The sequence below is a fragment of the Selenomonas sp. KH1T6 genome (assembly GCF_900108415.1).
Lineage (GTDB): Bacteria > Bacillota > Negativicutes > Selenomonadales > Selenomonadaceae > Selenomonas_B > Selenomonas_B ruminantium_A.
In genome coordinates, this window is sequence record NZ_FNWN01000031.1 from 1 (window position 1) to 12,641 (window position 12,641).

The 12,641-nt window shown below is 46.8% G+C and carries 24 protein-coding genes; 17 read left to right on the plus strand and 7 right to left on the minus strand.

Annotated features, from left to right (window positions below; translation table 11 throughout):
* The 6 genes from BLW59_RS13970 to BLW59_RS13995 all read left to right on the plus strand — a co-directional run.
* A partial coding sequence (locus tag BLW59_RS13970) for a flavodoxin (RefSeq protein WP_217634630.1) occupies positions 1–790 on the plus strand: 790 nt, incomplete at its 5' end.
* Between the two features lie 319 nt (positions 791–1,109).
* A complete protein-coding gene (locus BLW59_RS13975) occupies positions 1,110–1,592 on the plus strand; it encodes a MazG nucleotide pyrophosphohydrolase domain-containing protein (protein ID WP_074698270.1) in 483 nt (160 codons plus the stop codon).
* Between the two features lie 41 nt (positions 1,593–1,633).
* Positions 1,634–1,858, plus strand: coding sequence for a hypothetical protein (locus BLW59_RS13980; protein WP_074698271.1), 225 nt, complete (start codon positions 1,634–1,636; stop codon positions 1,856–1,858).
* A gap of 38 nt (positions 1,859–1,896) precedes the next feature.
* The gene (locus tag BLW59_RS13985; RefSeq protein WP_074698272.1) at positions 1,897–2,376 is read left to right on the plus strand and encodes a hypothetical protein; all 480 of its coding nucleotides are present in this window, start codon (positions 1,897–1,899) and stop codon (positions 2,374–2,376) included.
* A 30-nt stretch (positions 2,377–2,406) separates the two neighbouring features.
* A complete protein-coding gene (locus BLW59_RS13990; RefSeq protein ID WP_074698273.1) occupies positions 2,407–2,913 on the plus strand; it encodes a hypothetical protein in 507 nt (168 codons plus the stop codon).
* A 42-nt stretch (positions 2,914–2,955) separates the two neighbouring features.
* The gene (locus BLW59_RS13995) at positions 2,956–3,282 is read left to right on the plus strand and encodes a hypothetical protein (protein WP_074698274.1); all 327 of its coding nucleotides are present in this window, start codon (positions 2,956–2,958) and stop codon (positions 3,280–3,282) included.
* Positions 3,283–3,297: 15 nt separating this feature from the next.
* Here the strand turns inward: BLW59_RS13995 and BLW59_RS14000 are convergent, their stop codons facing one another.
* Positions 3,298–3,642 (minus strand): hypothetical protein, encoded by a 345-nt coding sequence (locus BLW59_RS14000; protein WP_074698275.1) that lies wholly within the window; start codon positions 3,640–3,642, stop codon positions 3,298–3,300.
* A 110-nt stretch (positions 3,643–3,752) separates the two neighbouring features.
* Here BLW59_RS14000 and BLW59_RS14005 point away from each other — a divergent pair, with 110 nt between their 5' ends.
* The 3 genes from BLW59_RS14005 to BLW59_RS14015 are packed head-to-tail and all read left to right on the plus strand — an operon-like array spanning position 3,753 to position 5,309.
* Entirely contained in the window at positions 3,753–4,775 is a 1,023-nt protein-coding gene (locus BLW59_RS14005) for a hypothetical protein (protein ID WP_139283694.1), read from the plus strand.
* Between the two features lie 10 nt (positions 4,776–4,785).
* The gene (locus tag BLW59_RS14010) at positions 4,786–5,046 is read left to right on the plus strand and encodes a hypothetical protein (protein WP_074698277.1); all 261 of its coding nucleotides are present in this window, start codon (positions 4,786–4,788) and stop codon (positions 5,044–5,046) included.
* 23 nt (positions 5,047–5,069) lie between these two features.
* Positions 5,070–5,309, plus strand: a complete 240-nt coding sequence (locus BLW59_RS14015; RefSeq protein WP_074698278.1) for a hypothetical protein — start codon at positions 5,070–5,072, stop codon at positions 5,307–5,309.
* Between the two features lie 453 nt (positions 5,310–5,762).
* On the opposite strand, the gene BLW59_RS14020 is transcribed toward BLW59_RS14015, so the two are convergent.
* The 4 genes from BLW59_RS14020 to BLW59_RS14035 all read right to left on the minus strand — a co-directional run bounded on the left by BLW59_RS14020 (position 5,763) and on the right by BLW59_RS14035 (position 7,596).
* Positions 5,763–6,116: a hypothetical protein gene (locus BLW59_RS14020; RefSeq protein ID WP_074698279.1), complete on the minus strand. Its 354-nt coding sequence runs from the start codon at positions 6,114–6,116 to the stop codon at positions 5,763–5,765.
* Positions 6,117–6,205: 89 nt separating this feature from the next.
* A complete protein-coding gene (locus BLW59_RS14025; protein WP_074698280.1) occupies positions 6,206–6,541 on the minus strand; it encodes a hypothetical protein in 336 nt (111 codons plus the stop codon).
* A 201-nt stretch (positions 6,542–6,742) separates the two neighbouring features.
* Positions 6,743–7,012, minus strand: a complete 270-nt coding sequence (locus BLW59_RS14030; RefSeq protein WP_074698281.1) for an HU family DNA-binding protein — start codon at positions 7,010–7,012, stop codon at positions 6,743–6,745.
* Positions 7,013–7,296: 284 nt separating this feature from the next.
* Positions 7,297–7,596, minus strand: a complete 300-nt coding sequence (locus tag BLW59_RS14035) for a Uma2 family endonuclease (protein ID WP_074698282.1) — start codon at positions 7,594–7,596, stop codon at positions 7,297–7,299.
* Between BLW59_RS14035 and BLW59_RS18375 the strand changes: the two genes are divergently transcribed.
* The 7 genes from BLW59_RS18375 (at position 7,577) to BLW59_RS14055 (ending at position 9,818) form a co-directional block, all read left to right on the plus strand.
* Positions 7,577–7,642 carry a hypothetical protein gene (locus BLW59_RS18375; protein ID WP_413778195.1) on the plus strand — a complete coding sequence of 22 codons (66 nt, stop codon included), beginning with the start codon at positions 7,577–7,579 and terminating at the stop codon, positions 7,640–7,642. The genes BLW59_RS14035 and BLW59_RS18375 overlap by 20 nt on opposite strands.
* Positions 7,642–8,079, plus strand: a complete 438-nt coding sequence (locus BLW59_RS14040) for a type IV secretory system conjugative DNA transfer family protein (RefSeq protein ID WP_318258625.1) — start codon at positions 7,642–7,644, stop codon at positions 8,077–8,079. The genes BLW59_RS18375 and BLW59_RS14040 overlap by 1 nt, the downstream gene beginning before the upstream one ends.
* Before the next feature lie 13 nt (positions 8,080–8,092).
* On the plus strand, positions 8,093–8,242 hold the full coding sequence (locus tag BLW59_RS17840) for a hypothetical protein (protein ID WP_175463458.1): 150 nt from the start codon (positions 8,093–8,095) through the stop codon (positions 8,240–8,242).
* 144 nt (positions 8,243–8,386) lie between these two features.
* Positions 8,387–8,734: a hypothetical protein gene (locus BLW59_RS14045; protein WP_074698284.1), complete on the plus strand. Its 348-nt coding sequence runs from the start codon at positions 8,387–8,389 to the stop codon at positions 8,732–8,734.
* A 187-nt stretch (positions 8,735–8,921) separates the two neighbouring features.
* Positions 8,922–9,245 carry a hypothetical protein gene (locus BLW59_RS14050; RefSeq protein WP_074698285.1) on the plus strand — a complete coding sequence of 108 codons (324 nt, stop codon included), beginning with the start codon at positions 8,922–8,924 and terminating at the stop codon, positions 9,243–9,245.
* An 84-nt stretch (positions 9,246–9,329) separates the two neighbouring features.
* Positions 9,330–9,500: a hypothetical protein gene (locus BLW59_RS17845; protein WP_175463459.1), complete on the plus strand. Its 171-nt coding sequence runs from the start codon at positions 9,330–9,332 to the stop codon at positions 9,498–9,500.
* Between the two features lie 129 nt (positions 9,501–9,629).
* Positions 9,630–9,818, plus strand: a complete 189-nt coding sequence (locus tag BLW59_RS14055) for a hypothetical protein (protein ID WP_029543748.1) — start codon at positions 9,630–9,632, stop codon at positions 9,816–9,818.
* A 287-nt stretch (positions 9,819–10,105) separates the two neighbouring features.
* Here the strand turns inward: BLW59_RS14055 and BLW59_RS14060 are convergent, their stop codons facing one another.
* Together BLW59_RS14060 and BLW59_RS14065 are read right to left on the minus strand one after the other, a co-directional pair.
* The gene (locus BLW59_RS14060) at positions 10,106–10,309 is read right to left on the minus strand and encodes a DUF1858 domain-containing protein (RefSeq protein WP_029543750.1); all 204 of its coding nucleotides are present in this window, start codon (positions 10,307–10,309) and stop codon (positions 10,106–10,108) included.
* A complete protein-coding gene (locus tag BLW59_RS14065) occupies positions 10,306–11,835 on the minus strand; it encodes a DUF438 domain-containing protein (RefSeq protein WP_074698286.1) in 1,530 nt (509 codons plus the stop codon). The genes BLW59_RS14060 and BLW59_RS14065 overlap by 4 nt, the downstream gene beginning before the upstream one ends.
* A 113-nt stretch (positions 11,836–11,948) precedes the next feature.
* On the opposite strand from BLW59_RS14065, the gene BLW59_RS14070 reads away from it, so the two are divergent.
* The gene (locus tag BLW59_RS14070; RefSeq protein ID WP_074698287.1) at positions 11,949–12,614 is read left to right on the plus strand and encodes a Crp/Fnr family transcriptional regulator; all 666 of its coding nucleotides are present in this window, start codon (positions 11,949–11,951) and stop codon (positions 12,612–12,614) included.
* The last annotated feature ends 27 nt before the right edge of the window (positions 12,615–12,641 follow it).

Below are 12,641 nucleotides of genomic sequence, written 5' to 3' on the forward strand. Positions count from 1 at the left end.
ATGGAACTGGCGTTCAGTGCATTTGCTGTCAGCTGTTAGTGTACTGGTCTTGCTTTTCGTCCATCTGCTGTGTCATGCCAGAAGGTATATACGTGGACGGAAGTTCTTCATTGCTTTGGGAGCAGCCTTTGTCCTGGCCACTGTGGGGATTTTTGGCTTGCCATATCTTGATCGTTGGTTTCATCAGGTAAAGGTGGAGAAAGAAACCATCATACAAGGGGAGAAGATTCAAGTATCCGGGCGAGTATTGACGGTGTATTTCAGCCGGGTAGGCAATACGGATTTTCCACCTGGGGTGGATGCGGTATCCGGGGCTTCCATTATGAAGGACAAAGAGACACTTATCGGCAACGCTGAAATGATAGCGGCCATGATTCATGATGCTGCCGGGGGCGATATTTATGCCATTCGCACCAAGGAAAAGTATCCTGCTGACTATGGTGCTACCACTAGGGTGGGCAGGAAGGAACTGGATGAGAATCTGGATCCGGCACTGGTGGGGCCGTTGCCTGAGCTGGCAGATTACGATGTGGTCTTTGTAGTGTACCCGCTTTGGTGGCACACCCTGCCTATGGCTGTCCAAGGTTTTTTGGAGCATTATGACTTGCATGGAAAAAGTATCATTCCCGTGGTAACCCACGGTGGTGGAGGGATAGGTGCGAGCATCGAGAAAATAAAAGAAACCACCGGGGCACATCTCCCAGGGGAAATTCTTGACATCTATAGCAGCGATATCCCCTCTGCCAGACAGGATATAGCTGCATATTTGAAGCGGATGAAGCTTGATTAGTATTTGAAAGGTATAACTCGCGCTGACTGTGATTTTGCAGGCATTGTCTTGAGTCGATATTGCAAGGGTAGAAAAATAGCCTCGCCGGAAATGGGGATTCGGCGAGGCCTTTCTCTTGTGTATGAAGTATAGCACGGCAAATTGAGGAGATATAGGACATTTGTCCTACTGATAATGTATACATGATTTCTTTGCGACAGTAAGGAGCAGTTCGTTTACAGATAGCTTATGGGAGAACAACAGTATTTGTGGTACAATTTTGTTAGAGCAAGCGTTCATCAGGTCTGGAAAGGATTTTCATACATGAAGCAGGAAAAGGCTGCAATCTAAGGAGGGCTGCCCCTGGGACAAGGTTCAGACACATGAAAGTGTAAAGCCCGGATGTATCGAAGAAGTCTGTGAGGTGCTGGCAGGGATCAATATCCTCAGAGAGACCGGCAAGGCTGAGAACTTGAAGGAGGAGCTGGGAGATTTGCTGTTACAGGTGATTTTCCATGTTTGTCTGGCAGAGAAAGAAGGATTGTTTGACCTGCAGGAGGTGGCGCGTTCTGCCGCCGACAAAATGATTAGGCGGCACCCGCATGTATTCCATGAACCATTGCGTACATCGGAGGGAGAGCCTATCACTGATTGGTCGGAGATCAAGAAGATAGAGAAAGCTGGCCGGGAATGGGAGGCGGATTACCTGCCGGAAGCACTGGAAGAGGGAAAAAGTCTTATTGAGCGTGCTGCCAGGCGCAAGGGATCACATTGCCGTCAGAAGAAAAGTTATAGATATGGCACTGTTGATTTGACGGGTTAAGAGAGCATCGGTGTAAGTAAGTGATAAAGGAGGCATATCCTATGGCTAAATATTATGATGGCTGCCCAAGGTGCGGCAGGAGAGATTTTGGAGAGATACTGCATTGCAAGCGGTGCAATACTGATTTTTGCACCAAGTGCCAAGGAAAGAGACAACTGCCTGATGGAACGGAATATGCCTGTTGCCCTCGGTGTGGTGCGGAAATAGATGATGATGATACGGTGATTGTGGTGACTACCGAGAAGGAGAATGCCAGGAACAAGTGATGTCAGGAGAGTAATATTTAGCAGTAATTGGAGATAATATGAAAAAGCTACACGGAGATTCACGTTTATACAATATCCTGTTTCCCATTTGGCTGTTCTATCTGATCCCCACTGGCATTTGGCTGATAATCTTTCCTGCCAATTTCATCATTGACAGCTTGGTGCTTTACATTGCCATGAAGCACTATGCCTCTGACGGATTTGCTGATGTTTGGCGAAAGAGCATCTTGCGTATATGGTGGATTGGTTTCATCTGCGATTTGGCGGGAGCACTCTTGGTAATGGCCATAGAGATTTTAAGAGGTTATATGCTTCCATCAATAAACACCTTTTATTTTCCCGGAGCGACAATTATCGCCATTCCGGGTGTGTTGCTGTCAGGTGTGCTCATATACAGGCTTAACAGACGGTATGCATTCAAGAAATGCAACATAGAAATGGGCCTAGTCCAGAAATTGAGCTGGGCACTATCTATCTTCACTGCGCCATACGCTATGCTGATTCCGCTGTATGGCTGATTTTATGTAACACAAACAGGAGGATTTTATTTGGGAGTTGTAATTGTTAATCGGACACCTATTTTTCTACTGGCCAAGAATGCGTTCTTTAGAGGGAACGTTGGATTTGTTGGCGCATTTATGCTGGTAAGTGCTTTTCAGGGATATACTGATGGCAGAGGAGAGCATGAAATAATGCTTGACCTTCTGATGGGACTATTCCTTGGCTTCATGGCTGTCAGAGCATATGGAACTGAATCAAAGATGTATAAATATATATGGGGAGAAGCCTATTACAAGATGCAAAAAATACTGCTCTGTGACCCGACATCCCTTTCAGAGAAGGAAGCTGAGATTCACAGGCAGTATAATGAGGTCGAACATAATCTGACTTTCGAGCAGCAGGTTACTGTAATGGCAGTGGATTTGTATATTGAGCAGCACAAGTTGTTTGAAGAGAAGTATGAGAAAGAGCATAGAGTTTCTGCTTTAGTTGGGAACGTGGCTATGTTTATCATTATCCTGAATATCATCTATAGTATTGCTACGCATGTTTGATGAAATAGGGTATGAGAAAATCATGAGAGAAGGAAACAGTATTTGAATAAAGCGGTTCTGTTAAGAAATTATGAGTTCCCAACATCTGAATACAGGAGAATGGGGATTTTTCGTTGCTATGGAGCTGAGAAATTCGAGGATTTTTGCAAAGAACATATGGCGGACGGAACAAACCTAGATTCCATTTGGAAGGAATTTTTGGCTTTGCATTGCCATAACAGCGTAAAAGGATATGTGATTGAAGCATCTTGTGCAAAGGATGGCAAAGCTCATGTAATTGGATTTGATACTACTTATGTATTCAGAAGCGAGTTTTGTATGGATATTGGAGATTGCGAATGCATAGTTATTGAGTTTGATAAGAGATAATCAAGCAATGAGCTGTCACGCTTGCTTTGCAGACCATTCTGCAAACAGTTTTTTTGCCTGATCCAGGGCTTGTTCCTTTGACATGGCTTTGAAGGTATCTGTATCGCACATGCCAACGACCTTGGGGTGCCTGTAGGGGGCATCTATGCCGTTGTCGGTCATGCAGACATACCTGGTGGACTCCCAGCCGGTGCGTTCCTCGTTCAATGTCCTTAGCTTGACTTTGAATTTCGCATCAGGATAGGTAGCCAGCCATAGCTTCTTTACATGGGCAAGCAATTCTTCCTCAGTGTCAAATACGGCTGCCTCAGCCATTGCCTTATCAAGATCGCTCCTTTGAGGGCGAAATACGATTGCCATGGTGAAAATCTCCCTTCTGTACGTATCATGGTGCTTACAAAGCAGGGAAGTCTGATTCTGTGATGAATATTCTATACATGAAACATGAAAAGACAGGGGAGGGCATGCTTATGGTCTGGAAAAAGTCGATACTTGGGCTATTGGTAGGAGGACTCACTTTTTTCGTGGCAGGTTGTCAGGAACAGGGCGATGCCAGCGGTTTGAATGTCAATCAGGAACCGTTGGTGCAAGCAGCTGCTACGCTTGAGACAGAGGGGAAGCCTGACATGACCTTCTCTTTTGACGGGGGACAGGGAAGTATATACACCATTGACGGCCCGGCGGCAGATAGGGATTTTGTGTTCTTGGGAGAGCGTATCGTCTATGCGCATGGGGCGATTTACCGCCATGGTGAAGGATACAGGCCGCCTAAGGATGGAGAGCAAGATACGGATGACTGGCAGGAACTTTATGAGCTGCCGGTGAAGGAAAGGAAAATCAAGGGGCGTTTTGGAATAGAGCCCAGCAAAGGTTCAGGAGCAGAGAGCGGCTACAACCTGGCTTCTTGTGGAGGATATGTCCTCTTTGAACGTTCAAAGGACGGTATGCTTGGGCTGTATGACGATAAAAGGAGCTATGTCGGGACTGTGCCGTGGCAAAAAGAGTACAGTGGTATGGTTGGCACGGCTGGAGGAGAGCTGCTGATGGTGCGTTCTCCTGACACTATTTGCATAGGCAAACTTGCTGGAGCTGCAATAAGTGAAGTGCGGGACGTTGTTCCCCATGCCTTGGATGAGCTGCAACTATCTCAGGCCGCTCTGCGCCCGGTTCGTCTGAATGAGGATGAGTTATTTGTGAGCGTGTCACAGGGGGATGGTACGGGCGAAAAGCTGTGCTGCTTTGACCGTGAGGGGGATCTGCTTGCTTGCTATGAGGGGGACTACAGCAACAAGACCGACTGGGCCGTGACAGAGAACTATGTCCTGCAGTCCTCCGGGGATAATCTGAGCATCTACAAGCTTACTACCGGGAAGAAGCTATTTGCCGGGACATTGAAGGACTTGCATGTAAAATGTATGTATACTCTGGATGGTGACAGGGTGCTGGTCTGTGGATACTATAAAAGGGCCATGTTCTTTGTTTTAGAGCTGTGATATATGGTACATGGGTAGAAAAGCTGGTGAAGATATTGGCAGAGCCATGCTTGAGGCAGTATGTGGCTTACTGACAGTTACCGGCGCAACTCAGGAAGAAATTGTCAAGGTTGTATATAACCGTGAATTCATGGATTTTGAAGACTGCCTGCAGGATAAATGTGCTAAGGCTACTGGCTGCGATTATATTGTGACAGACAATATTAAGGATTTCGTGAAGTGTGAAGTGCCAGTAATATCACCGGCGGATTTTTTGAATGAAATTCAATGAGTAAAGAAAGTGAGGCAACATAAATGGTTGACCCTGGAAAGCAGAACAAACAGGATAGCAGTCAAGAAAATATTCTTGCTGGACTGATGGACAGTGACATATTGGAAAATGTTTCTGACTTGGCTTCTTCCGCATTAAATAGCGGCAAGGAGACAAGTGATAGCATATCTGATTCTGCCTCCGAAATAGCAGAGTCAGTTGGAAAAATAGCAGAAGGCGCCGTTGAGCATGTAGGCGATTTTATTAGCGGGTTATTTGACTGACTATACGTATCGCAAGACTTTGCCATTACCTTCATCCGCAAGAGTGAGTGAATACGGGGGCAATGGGCATACTGTGGGAATGGCATTGCTGGACAGAGTTCAGGTCAGAGTGAAATGGGCTGCAAAGATAGGCAGCGACATTGATCTGGTGAGCCTGAAAATGCCAGAATTTTAGGATGTGTTGCGGAATAAAAGGTTCAATCCGTATCATCGCAGCTATCAGATCCGTCTGAGTCGTCACTGTAACAATCGTCTGAATTGGTGCCTCCTGTGTGCGGAGCTATGAAATAGACTGCGATTAAAAATAAGAATGGCATAACATCTTTCAATAAATCCATAGTATTAAATTCCTCCTGCATAAAATGTTTTCTTGAAGTGTTGCAAATACTGTTAATTTAAGGCTCCATTATTGTAGGCGTGGAAAAGCAGAGCCAATTCTGGCTCTGCCGTAAATCACTTATTTGCTTGTTGCTGATAATCAGGTGGTGGAAGAGGATTACCGTTGGCATCCTTGGGCGGCTCGGGGGGCTGATTACCATTTTGCCCCTGCTTCATATCAGGAGGGGGAAGGGGATTGCCGTTGGCATCCTTGGGCGGCTCCGGGGGATGATTCCCATTCTGTCCCTGTTTCATATCTGGAGGGGGAAGAGGATTGCCATTGGCATCCTTGGGGGGCTCAGGCGGCTGCTCTCTGTTATTCATCTGGGCCTGATGTTGGGTGGGGGTGTTGTTGGTGGCAGCAAATGCAGGGACTGCCCCCAGCAACATAAGAGCAACAGTTCCTATCAGCAAAAATTTCCTACTCATGCTATCAACCTCTTTCTTAATTTGATGGTTTAATTCTATAGACTAAACATTAAAATTTCTGGTGGAGAGCATTAAAATTTCATAAAATTTTAGTTATCAGCTTGAAGCATGTTGATGTTTTCTACCCAGTCCAGGAAGTTATCGGTTTCTTTGGCGAGTTCATCCTCGTTCATGTATCCCATGTCAGTGGAGAAGACAGCCTGTGAGTTCTGATCTTTTTTCATGACATAGAGCGTGTCACCACTATCATCGCCTATGATGAAATGGGAAGGCATGTATTCCTCGCATTCGTAAGTGTCATTCCGTTCCGCCAGTTCACTTTCTCCGTATAGGAATATGCCGGTGTCTTCACCGTAGGCTCCAGAAGGGTGATTGATCAGCCAGTCACAATAGATGCTGGGTAGGGTGGATATTTTTATCGTCATTTTTCCTCCTTATGTCTGCTCCATACTACTGATGGAATTTAGCCAGTTTTGTCATGCACAAGAACAAGGCCCGGGCGAGCCAATAAATGACTTGCCAGGGCTCTTGTATGCTTTTATGATACAGCAGGTATATTAGATTTCTCTTAGACATGGAGAGAATTTCTAAATGGGGAGTGGATTGCGGCGGGCTGGGGAATGATCTTAGTACTTCACGCTGGACTTGAAGGAAAGGCTCTCGCTGGCAGCGATTTCAATCTCTGCGCCAGTTTGAGGGTTGTGGCCCTTGCGGGCTGCACGCTTGGCCTTCTTGAAGGTGCCAAAACCGATAAGACGGATCTCGGAATCATTCTTGACTTCTTCAGTGACAGTGCTGAGAAGTGCGTCAATGATGGCCTTGGCATCCTTCTTGGAGACATTGGATGCCTCTGCGACTTTGTCCACCAAAGCGGACTTGCTGATTACTTCTGCCATGTGTATGACTTCTTTTCTGAATGTAGATCGACAATGGCATTATATCGCAGGGGAAGGACATTAGCAATAGAAAAACAGCTTTGCCAGAAATGGGGATGCCGGTGGTTCCGGCTAATCTGGCAAGGCTCTTTTGCATTTGGCAGTATAACACCAATGAGATGTAGAAATATAGATCGTTTGTCCTATATTCTAATCAATTGCAAAAATATCTTTGAGGGCAATCTCCACATCGCCCAGCATGCGGGATTTGATGGTGGTACGAATCTCAGCCTTTTCATGATCGCTCAGGTAATCCCAGTTAAGGTCATCCCTGGTGATGTTGTGGTAGCAGCTGTTGAACTCAGTGCCAGGGTGACGGGGTTAAGGGTATAGAGATCAATGGTCTGGGCTTTTGGGTCCACAATCCAATACTCCATGATGCCAAAGCGGGCGTAGATGTCCTTTTTGACTGTCATGTCATTGCGTCTGGTGGTTGGGGAAGTGACCTCGATGACAAAATCCGGGGCACACTCTGCGTCCTCTATATTGTATTTGCTAAAACCGGATGTTGAGTGGGAAGCAAAGATGATTTCAATGCACCGCAAAACTTTAGTTGTATGCCATGATTGCTATAAAAAGATTCATAGCTGATATGTAGATGTAGAGCCGTATACGGCGAGAGTCGTACGTACGATTCTCTTGGTAAGGAGACCATAATTAGTGAAACCAAGAATGACGGTGGGGGAGGTTTCGGTAAGGGCAGTCGTTCTACTTCAGGCATGGGAAAGGAACTCATGGCAGCCTATGAGTTGGGCAAGATGCCTTTCCGCCGGGAGATTGTCATGGCTGCCAGAAATAATCCCATCTATGGTGTAAAACTGCTGTACCATGAGGTGCCTAGGTTCAGGAAGCGTTCTGAAATACCGCCGCCGCTGTACAGTGACAAGGTGCGGAGCGTGACTAATTTCAACGATTTGAAGGTTATGATCAGGCCCATCATGACAGAGATGTGGGAGGCCCAGGAAAAGGTGAGACTGGCCAGGGAACAGGATGCAGAAGCTTTGGCAAAGGTACCTGAAATGGTTTAAGGGAAGGGTAAGAATGGAGTTGCTGGTGCGGGGCAGAATGCATAAAGAACGAAAGCTGGCGGCCCTTAAGAGCAAAATGCAGGAAAAGGGCATGCGGGTGCTCACAGGTAAAAAGGATGACAAGGTGCATAACAGGCAGTTTGCCGGAGGGAAGGGTGCATAATGACCAAGAAGAAAGAAGCCCTGGATAGGGGCTTTTTCTTTTGGTGGGCAGGAGAAACAGTGTTTTAGACGAACTCTTGCAGAGGGGAAGTTCGAACGTCTATTTGCTGTTGTTTAGGAAGCTATGAGAGAAAGGAGATGCAACATGGTATATATGAAAAACAGGAGAATACCGACCATGAGGTATAAAATACACTATCTCATGTCTCTGCTCTTGGGGCTTGCTACCATTGGCTTTATGGGTGTGGGGACTACGGCATTTCTTGAAGAGGTGTATAGTAAGGAACATATGGGACACGGCACTCCTGTTGAGTTTATCATGGCATTCCTGCTTATTGGGCTGTTGTGCTTTGGACTGTTCTTGATTCTTGATCTTGTCAGCGCAATCGTTATACTGCCAAAGAATGGAAGGAGGAAGCGGCATTTCTTGCTGGCTCTACTGCTATATATTTCCGTTGTACTTATGGGCTGGGGAGTAATTGTTGTTTTGTAAGACATTGTAATACATTGGTTTCCTTATTGTGGATACAATCAAGGCACTGTTGAAAAATACCAGTACAGGTAATTGGTTTTATTGAAAAAGGGGAGCATTATGAAAGTAAGCAGAAGAATAAGCCTAGGTTTTGCTGAGGGGCGCATAAATGAGTCTGATGATGATGACAACAAGGGGGGAGATACGAATGGTAAGAATCAACAAGGAAGACTACAAGAAAATGAAGCTGGCTATGGAAACAAAGAATTTTTCTGTACTCAAAAATTTGAACTTGGCAAAAGGCGTGAACGAATTGGCTCTCCGCAGGGTGTTGAAGGACAATGCTTATGTTGGGGTGTCACTAGAAGATACATTCGAGTCAATCCAATTAGTTGACGGACCCACAGGGCTTATCACCCAAGAAGAAATAGATGAACTAATGAATAGCGAAGATGCTCAAAAATTCTTTGAAGCAAATGGACTGCAACAAAACAAAGAAAAAGTAAGTTGCCTGACGATAAACCGCAACTAGGAGTTCATTCTGAAGAACGAACTTGGGATTGCAGCAACACTTCTGAACGGTCTTGGCTCTGCCAGAAAGGACTACGCACAAGCTATGGAATCAATCATGAAGATGCCATACTACTTCGTTCTTGTCAGCGGGCGAGATATGAAAGAGTTTACTGTCAATCTCGAAGATGAGCTCTCAGGACTGAAGAAGATGCCTTCTGACGAATTCTTTGATGAATTGCTCAGGAAGATATTCGGAGATTATACTTTAGTCTGAATGGCATACGAAAAGGCCACTATGGGTCACAGGATGACGTTATCAAAAACGAATTGGAAGAAGTATTGAATTCCTGAATGGCTAAAGTCCGTTGCAGACACTGCTCGTGGTTGCAACGGGTTTTACAACATGAAGCGGGTAGTTGACACCATTGATGACCTCAATCTGAAATATAATCCGCCTATGATGCTGAACTCTGAAGAAAACACCATGGAAAAGAGTTTCGGTGTCTTTGACAAGGTATGTATTGCCAAGGAAGAGCAGATATCGTGCATGTACGGCTGGCCCCAAGCTTCCGAGATCAGGTTATCAAGATGAAGAAGCAACACGACATAGAGTATCCCATCAAAACCATCATGCGATTTGATTAGCATGAAGCAGGAATATGAGAAGCAGGGCTTCTATTTGTATACTCCCAACTGCTTTGCTGATGAACTGGCTAAGCATGCAAGGAGGCACCAGGAATGGCAGGGTATTGCTGAGGTCGGTTGATAAGAGGTCAGTTAGTCCACTAAACTACATTTTAAGGGCATCGGTGTTGAACCAATGTCCTTAAGTGTAGTTTTAGGGATAAATGTAGTTTTGAAGATCATGTGGAATGCTGATCACTGCAATTCAGCATTGACCTTGGCCAGTACCTCATCAAGGTTGAGGCCATGTACCAAGCAAGCATCGTGCAGGGATTCCATCTGGGAAGCGGGGCAGCCTAGGCAGTGCATGCCAAGACTGGTGAGGGGGTCTATGACCTCTGGGTGTTCTGCTACGATGGTTCCTACCAGCATATCCTTGGTGATTGTTTCGTTGCTCATGCTTTTCCTCCAGTACGACTATTCTGCTCTGCAAAGTGTTCCTTGGCGAACTCCATGTCCTGGACTATCTCCAAGGTGCCCAGATAGGTGCCAGCCCTATCCCGGACGGCCATGTATTTAACCAGGAATGTCCTACCTCCCTTGTTCATCCAGACTGGTACCTCGTCACGCAGGCCGGTTCGGAAGTCCTGTATAATCTGGCGTACCATAGGCTCAACCTTGGGAGGATGACAGGAGAATACCTCGCGGTCTATGGCCATTGTAGGACGCTTGAAGACCTTTGGCCCCTCATTGAAGTAGCGGTTGATATTGTCTGCATCCACAAAGGAAATTTCCAGGGGGAGGGTGTTGAGAAGGGCTGTGAGCTGTGGCAGGGTCATATGGCCGCCAGCCATGACAATTTCACCTGTGGCATCTACGCTGGGGGCAGAACGATATGCTTCACCTGTGGGCCAGGTTTCGCTTGTCACCTCCAGGCAGACAGCATAGTCTTTGGCATCCTGATAGATTCCCTGCCACTCGTCCTCTGAGAAATGAACGGCGCAGATGGGAAAGAGTATGTTGGTTTCCTTGTAGATCATCTCTTCTGCCCTTCTTAGGACGGCATTCACACGCTCACGATAGTTGTCATTGGGCTGCTGGCGCAGAAGGGCAGACATCGCGTCACGGATCTCGTCGTCTACAGTCCACATGACATCGGCAGGGCCAGTGACGTTGTAGCGGACTTTCAGCAGGGGGTAAAGCAGGTCGCCTTTCTTGGCATAGTGTATGGCAATCTCACGGATCTTAGCCAGGTTGATGTCGGTATAGGTGCCATCGGCAGCCCGTGCTTGGGTAAGTAATCTATCAAGGGCTTCGTTTTCTCGGGTAAAGGTATGGAGAGGATGGCCGGGAATGCGGATGAGTTCGGCAGTCCGCTCCATCTTGTATGTCTGGGGATTGGTGATTTGGATCTGCTGCTCCTTTACCAAGGAGGTATTGACGGCCTTTTCCGCATTGGCTATCCGTTCCTCACGGGTGGCTCCGTGGAAAAGGGCAGAGTGCAGGTCACAGAGCTTCTGTACTTCTGTGAGGGGAGTGCCTTCTTTCATAAGTTCCTGCTCTGCTTTCATAATCTCGGACGCCTCTACATTGCTGAACTCTCCTGCAAAGTCTGCGCGGACGGTTTCCAGAGTTTCCCCGGAGCCAAGCCGCTTTAGGTATCCCTTCAGTTTCTCAGTGCGGCTGTCACTGGCAGAGGGGGCACTGACTGACGTGGCAGGGGAAGAAGCGCTCTCTGTGGAATTGGCATCGGGAGTGGCGTCCTCAAGGATGAATCCTTGGGCTGTGAGGGTACTGATGATGGTCTCCATGGGAATATGTTTCATGGAGGCTCCCTTAGGGATGGTCATAATCTTTCCTACGGAATGCAGCATAGCCTTTTTAGTGATTTCATGGAAGCCCAGAGTGTCCATGATTTCAATCAGCTCCGGGTACTGCTGTACCAGCTGGTAAACGCTTTTGCTAAGGTCTATTGTCTTTGTCATGATGGTATCTCTCCTGACGGTTATTATTGATTTCATGAGGCTATTATAGTATGCTTCAAGCAAGATGTATGTGGTTATAACCACATTTTTAAAAATATATTTGGGTGAGAATCATGAAAGCTGAACTTATAAGGAAAAGCATACTCTTCGTCGGGATGAACGAAGAGGAAAAGCTGGCGGCCTATGCAAGCATGGATGTGAAAGAGAGGGAGTATGGCAAAGGGGAGACCATACTCCGGGGCGGAACAAAGACGAGCTGCATGGGCATGGTGCTGTCAGGCAGCGTGACCATAGAGAGCAACGATATGTGGGGGAACCGTACCATCCTCAGTCATGTGGGTATGGGACAGTTCTTCGCTGAGACCTATGCGTATTTGAAAGATACGCCGATGCTGGTGGACGTGACAGCCAATGAGGACTGCCGGGTGGCTCTCCTGTCGCTGGAAGGGGCAAAGCATGGGGAGGCCGGGGCAGAAGCATGGCGGCTGAAGCTGGTGAGTAATCTGCTGACTGTGGTCACCAGGAAGAATCTCATCTTGTCCGGCAGGAGTTTCCATACGGCACCAAAGACCATACGCGGCAGAGTACTGTCCTACCTAAATTCAGTGTCGCTGCAGAAAAAGAGCACTGAATTTGATATCCCATTTGACAGGCAGCAGCTGGCGGATTATCTGAATCTCGAGAGGACGGCTCTATCCAAGGAGCTGGGGAAGATGCAAAGGGAAGGGCTTATCAAGTGCAGGAAAAATCATTTTCGTTTGATTGAAACAGGGAAATAGGTTTGAAAATACTACTTATCAGGAGGT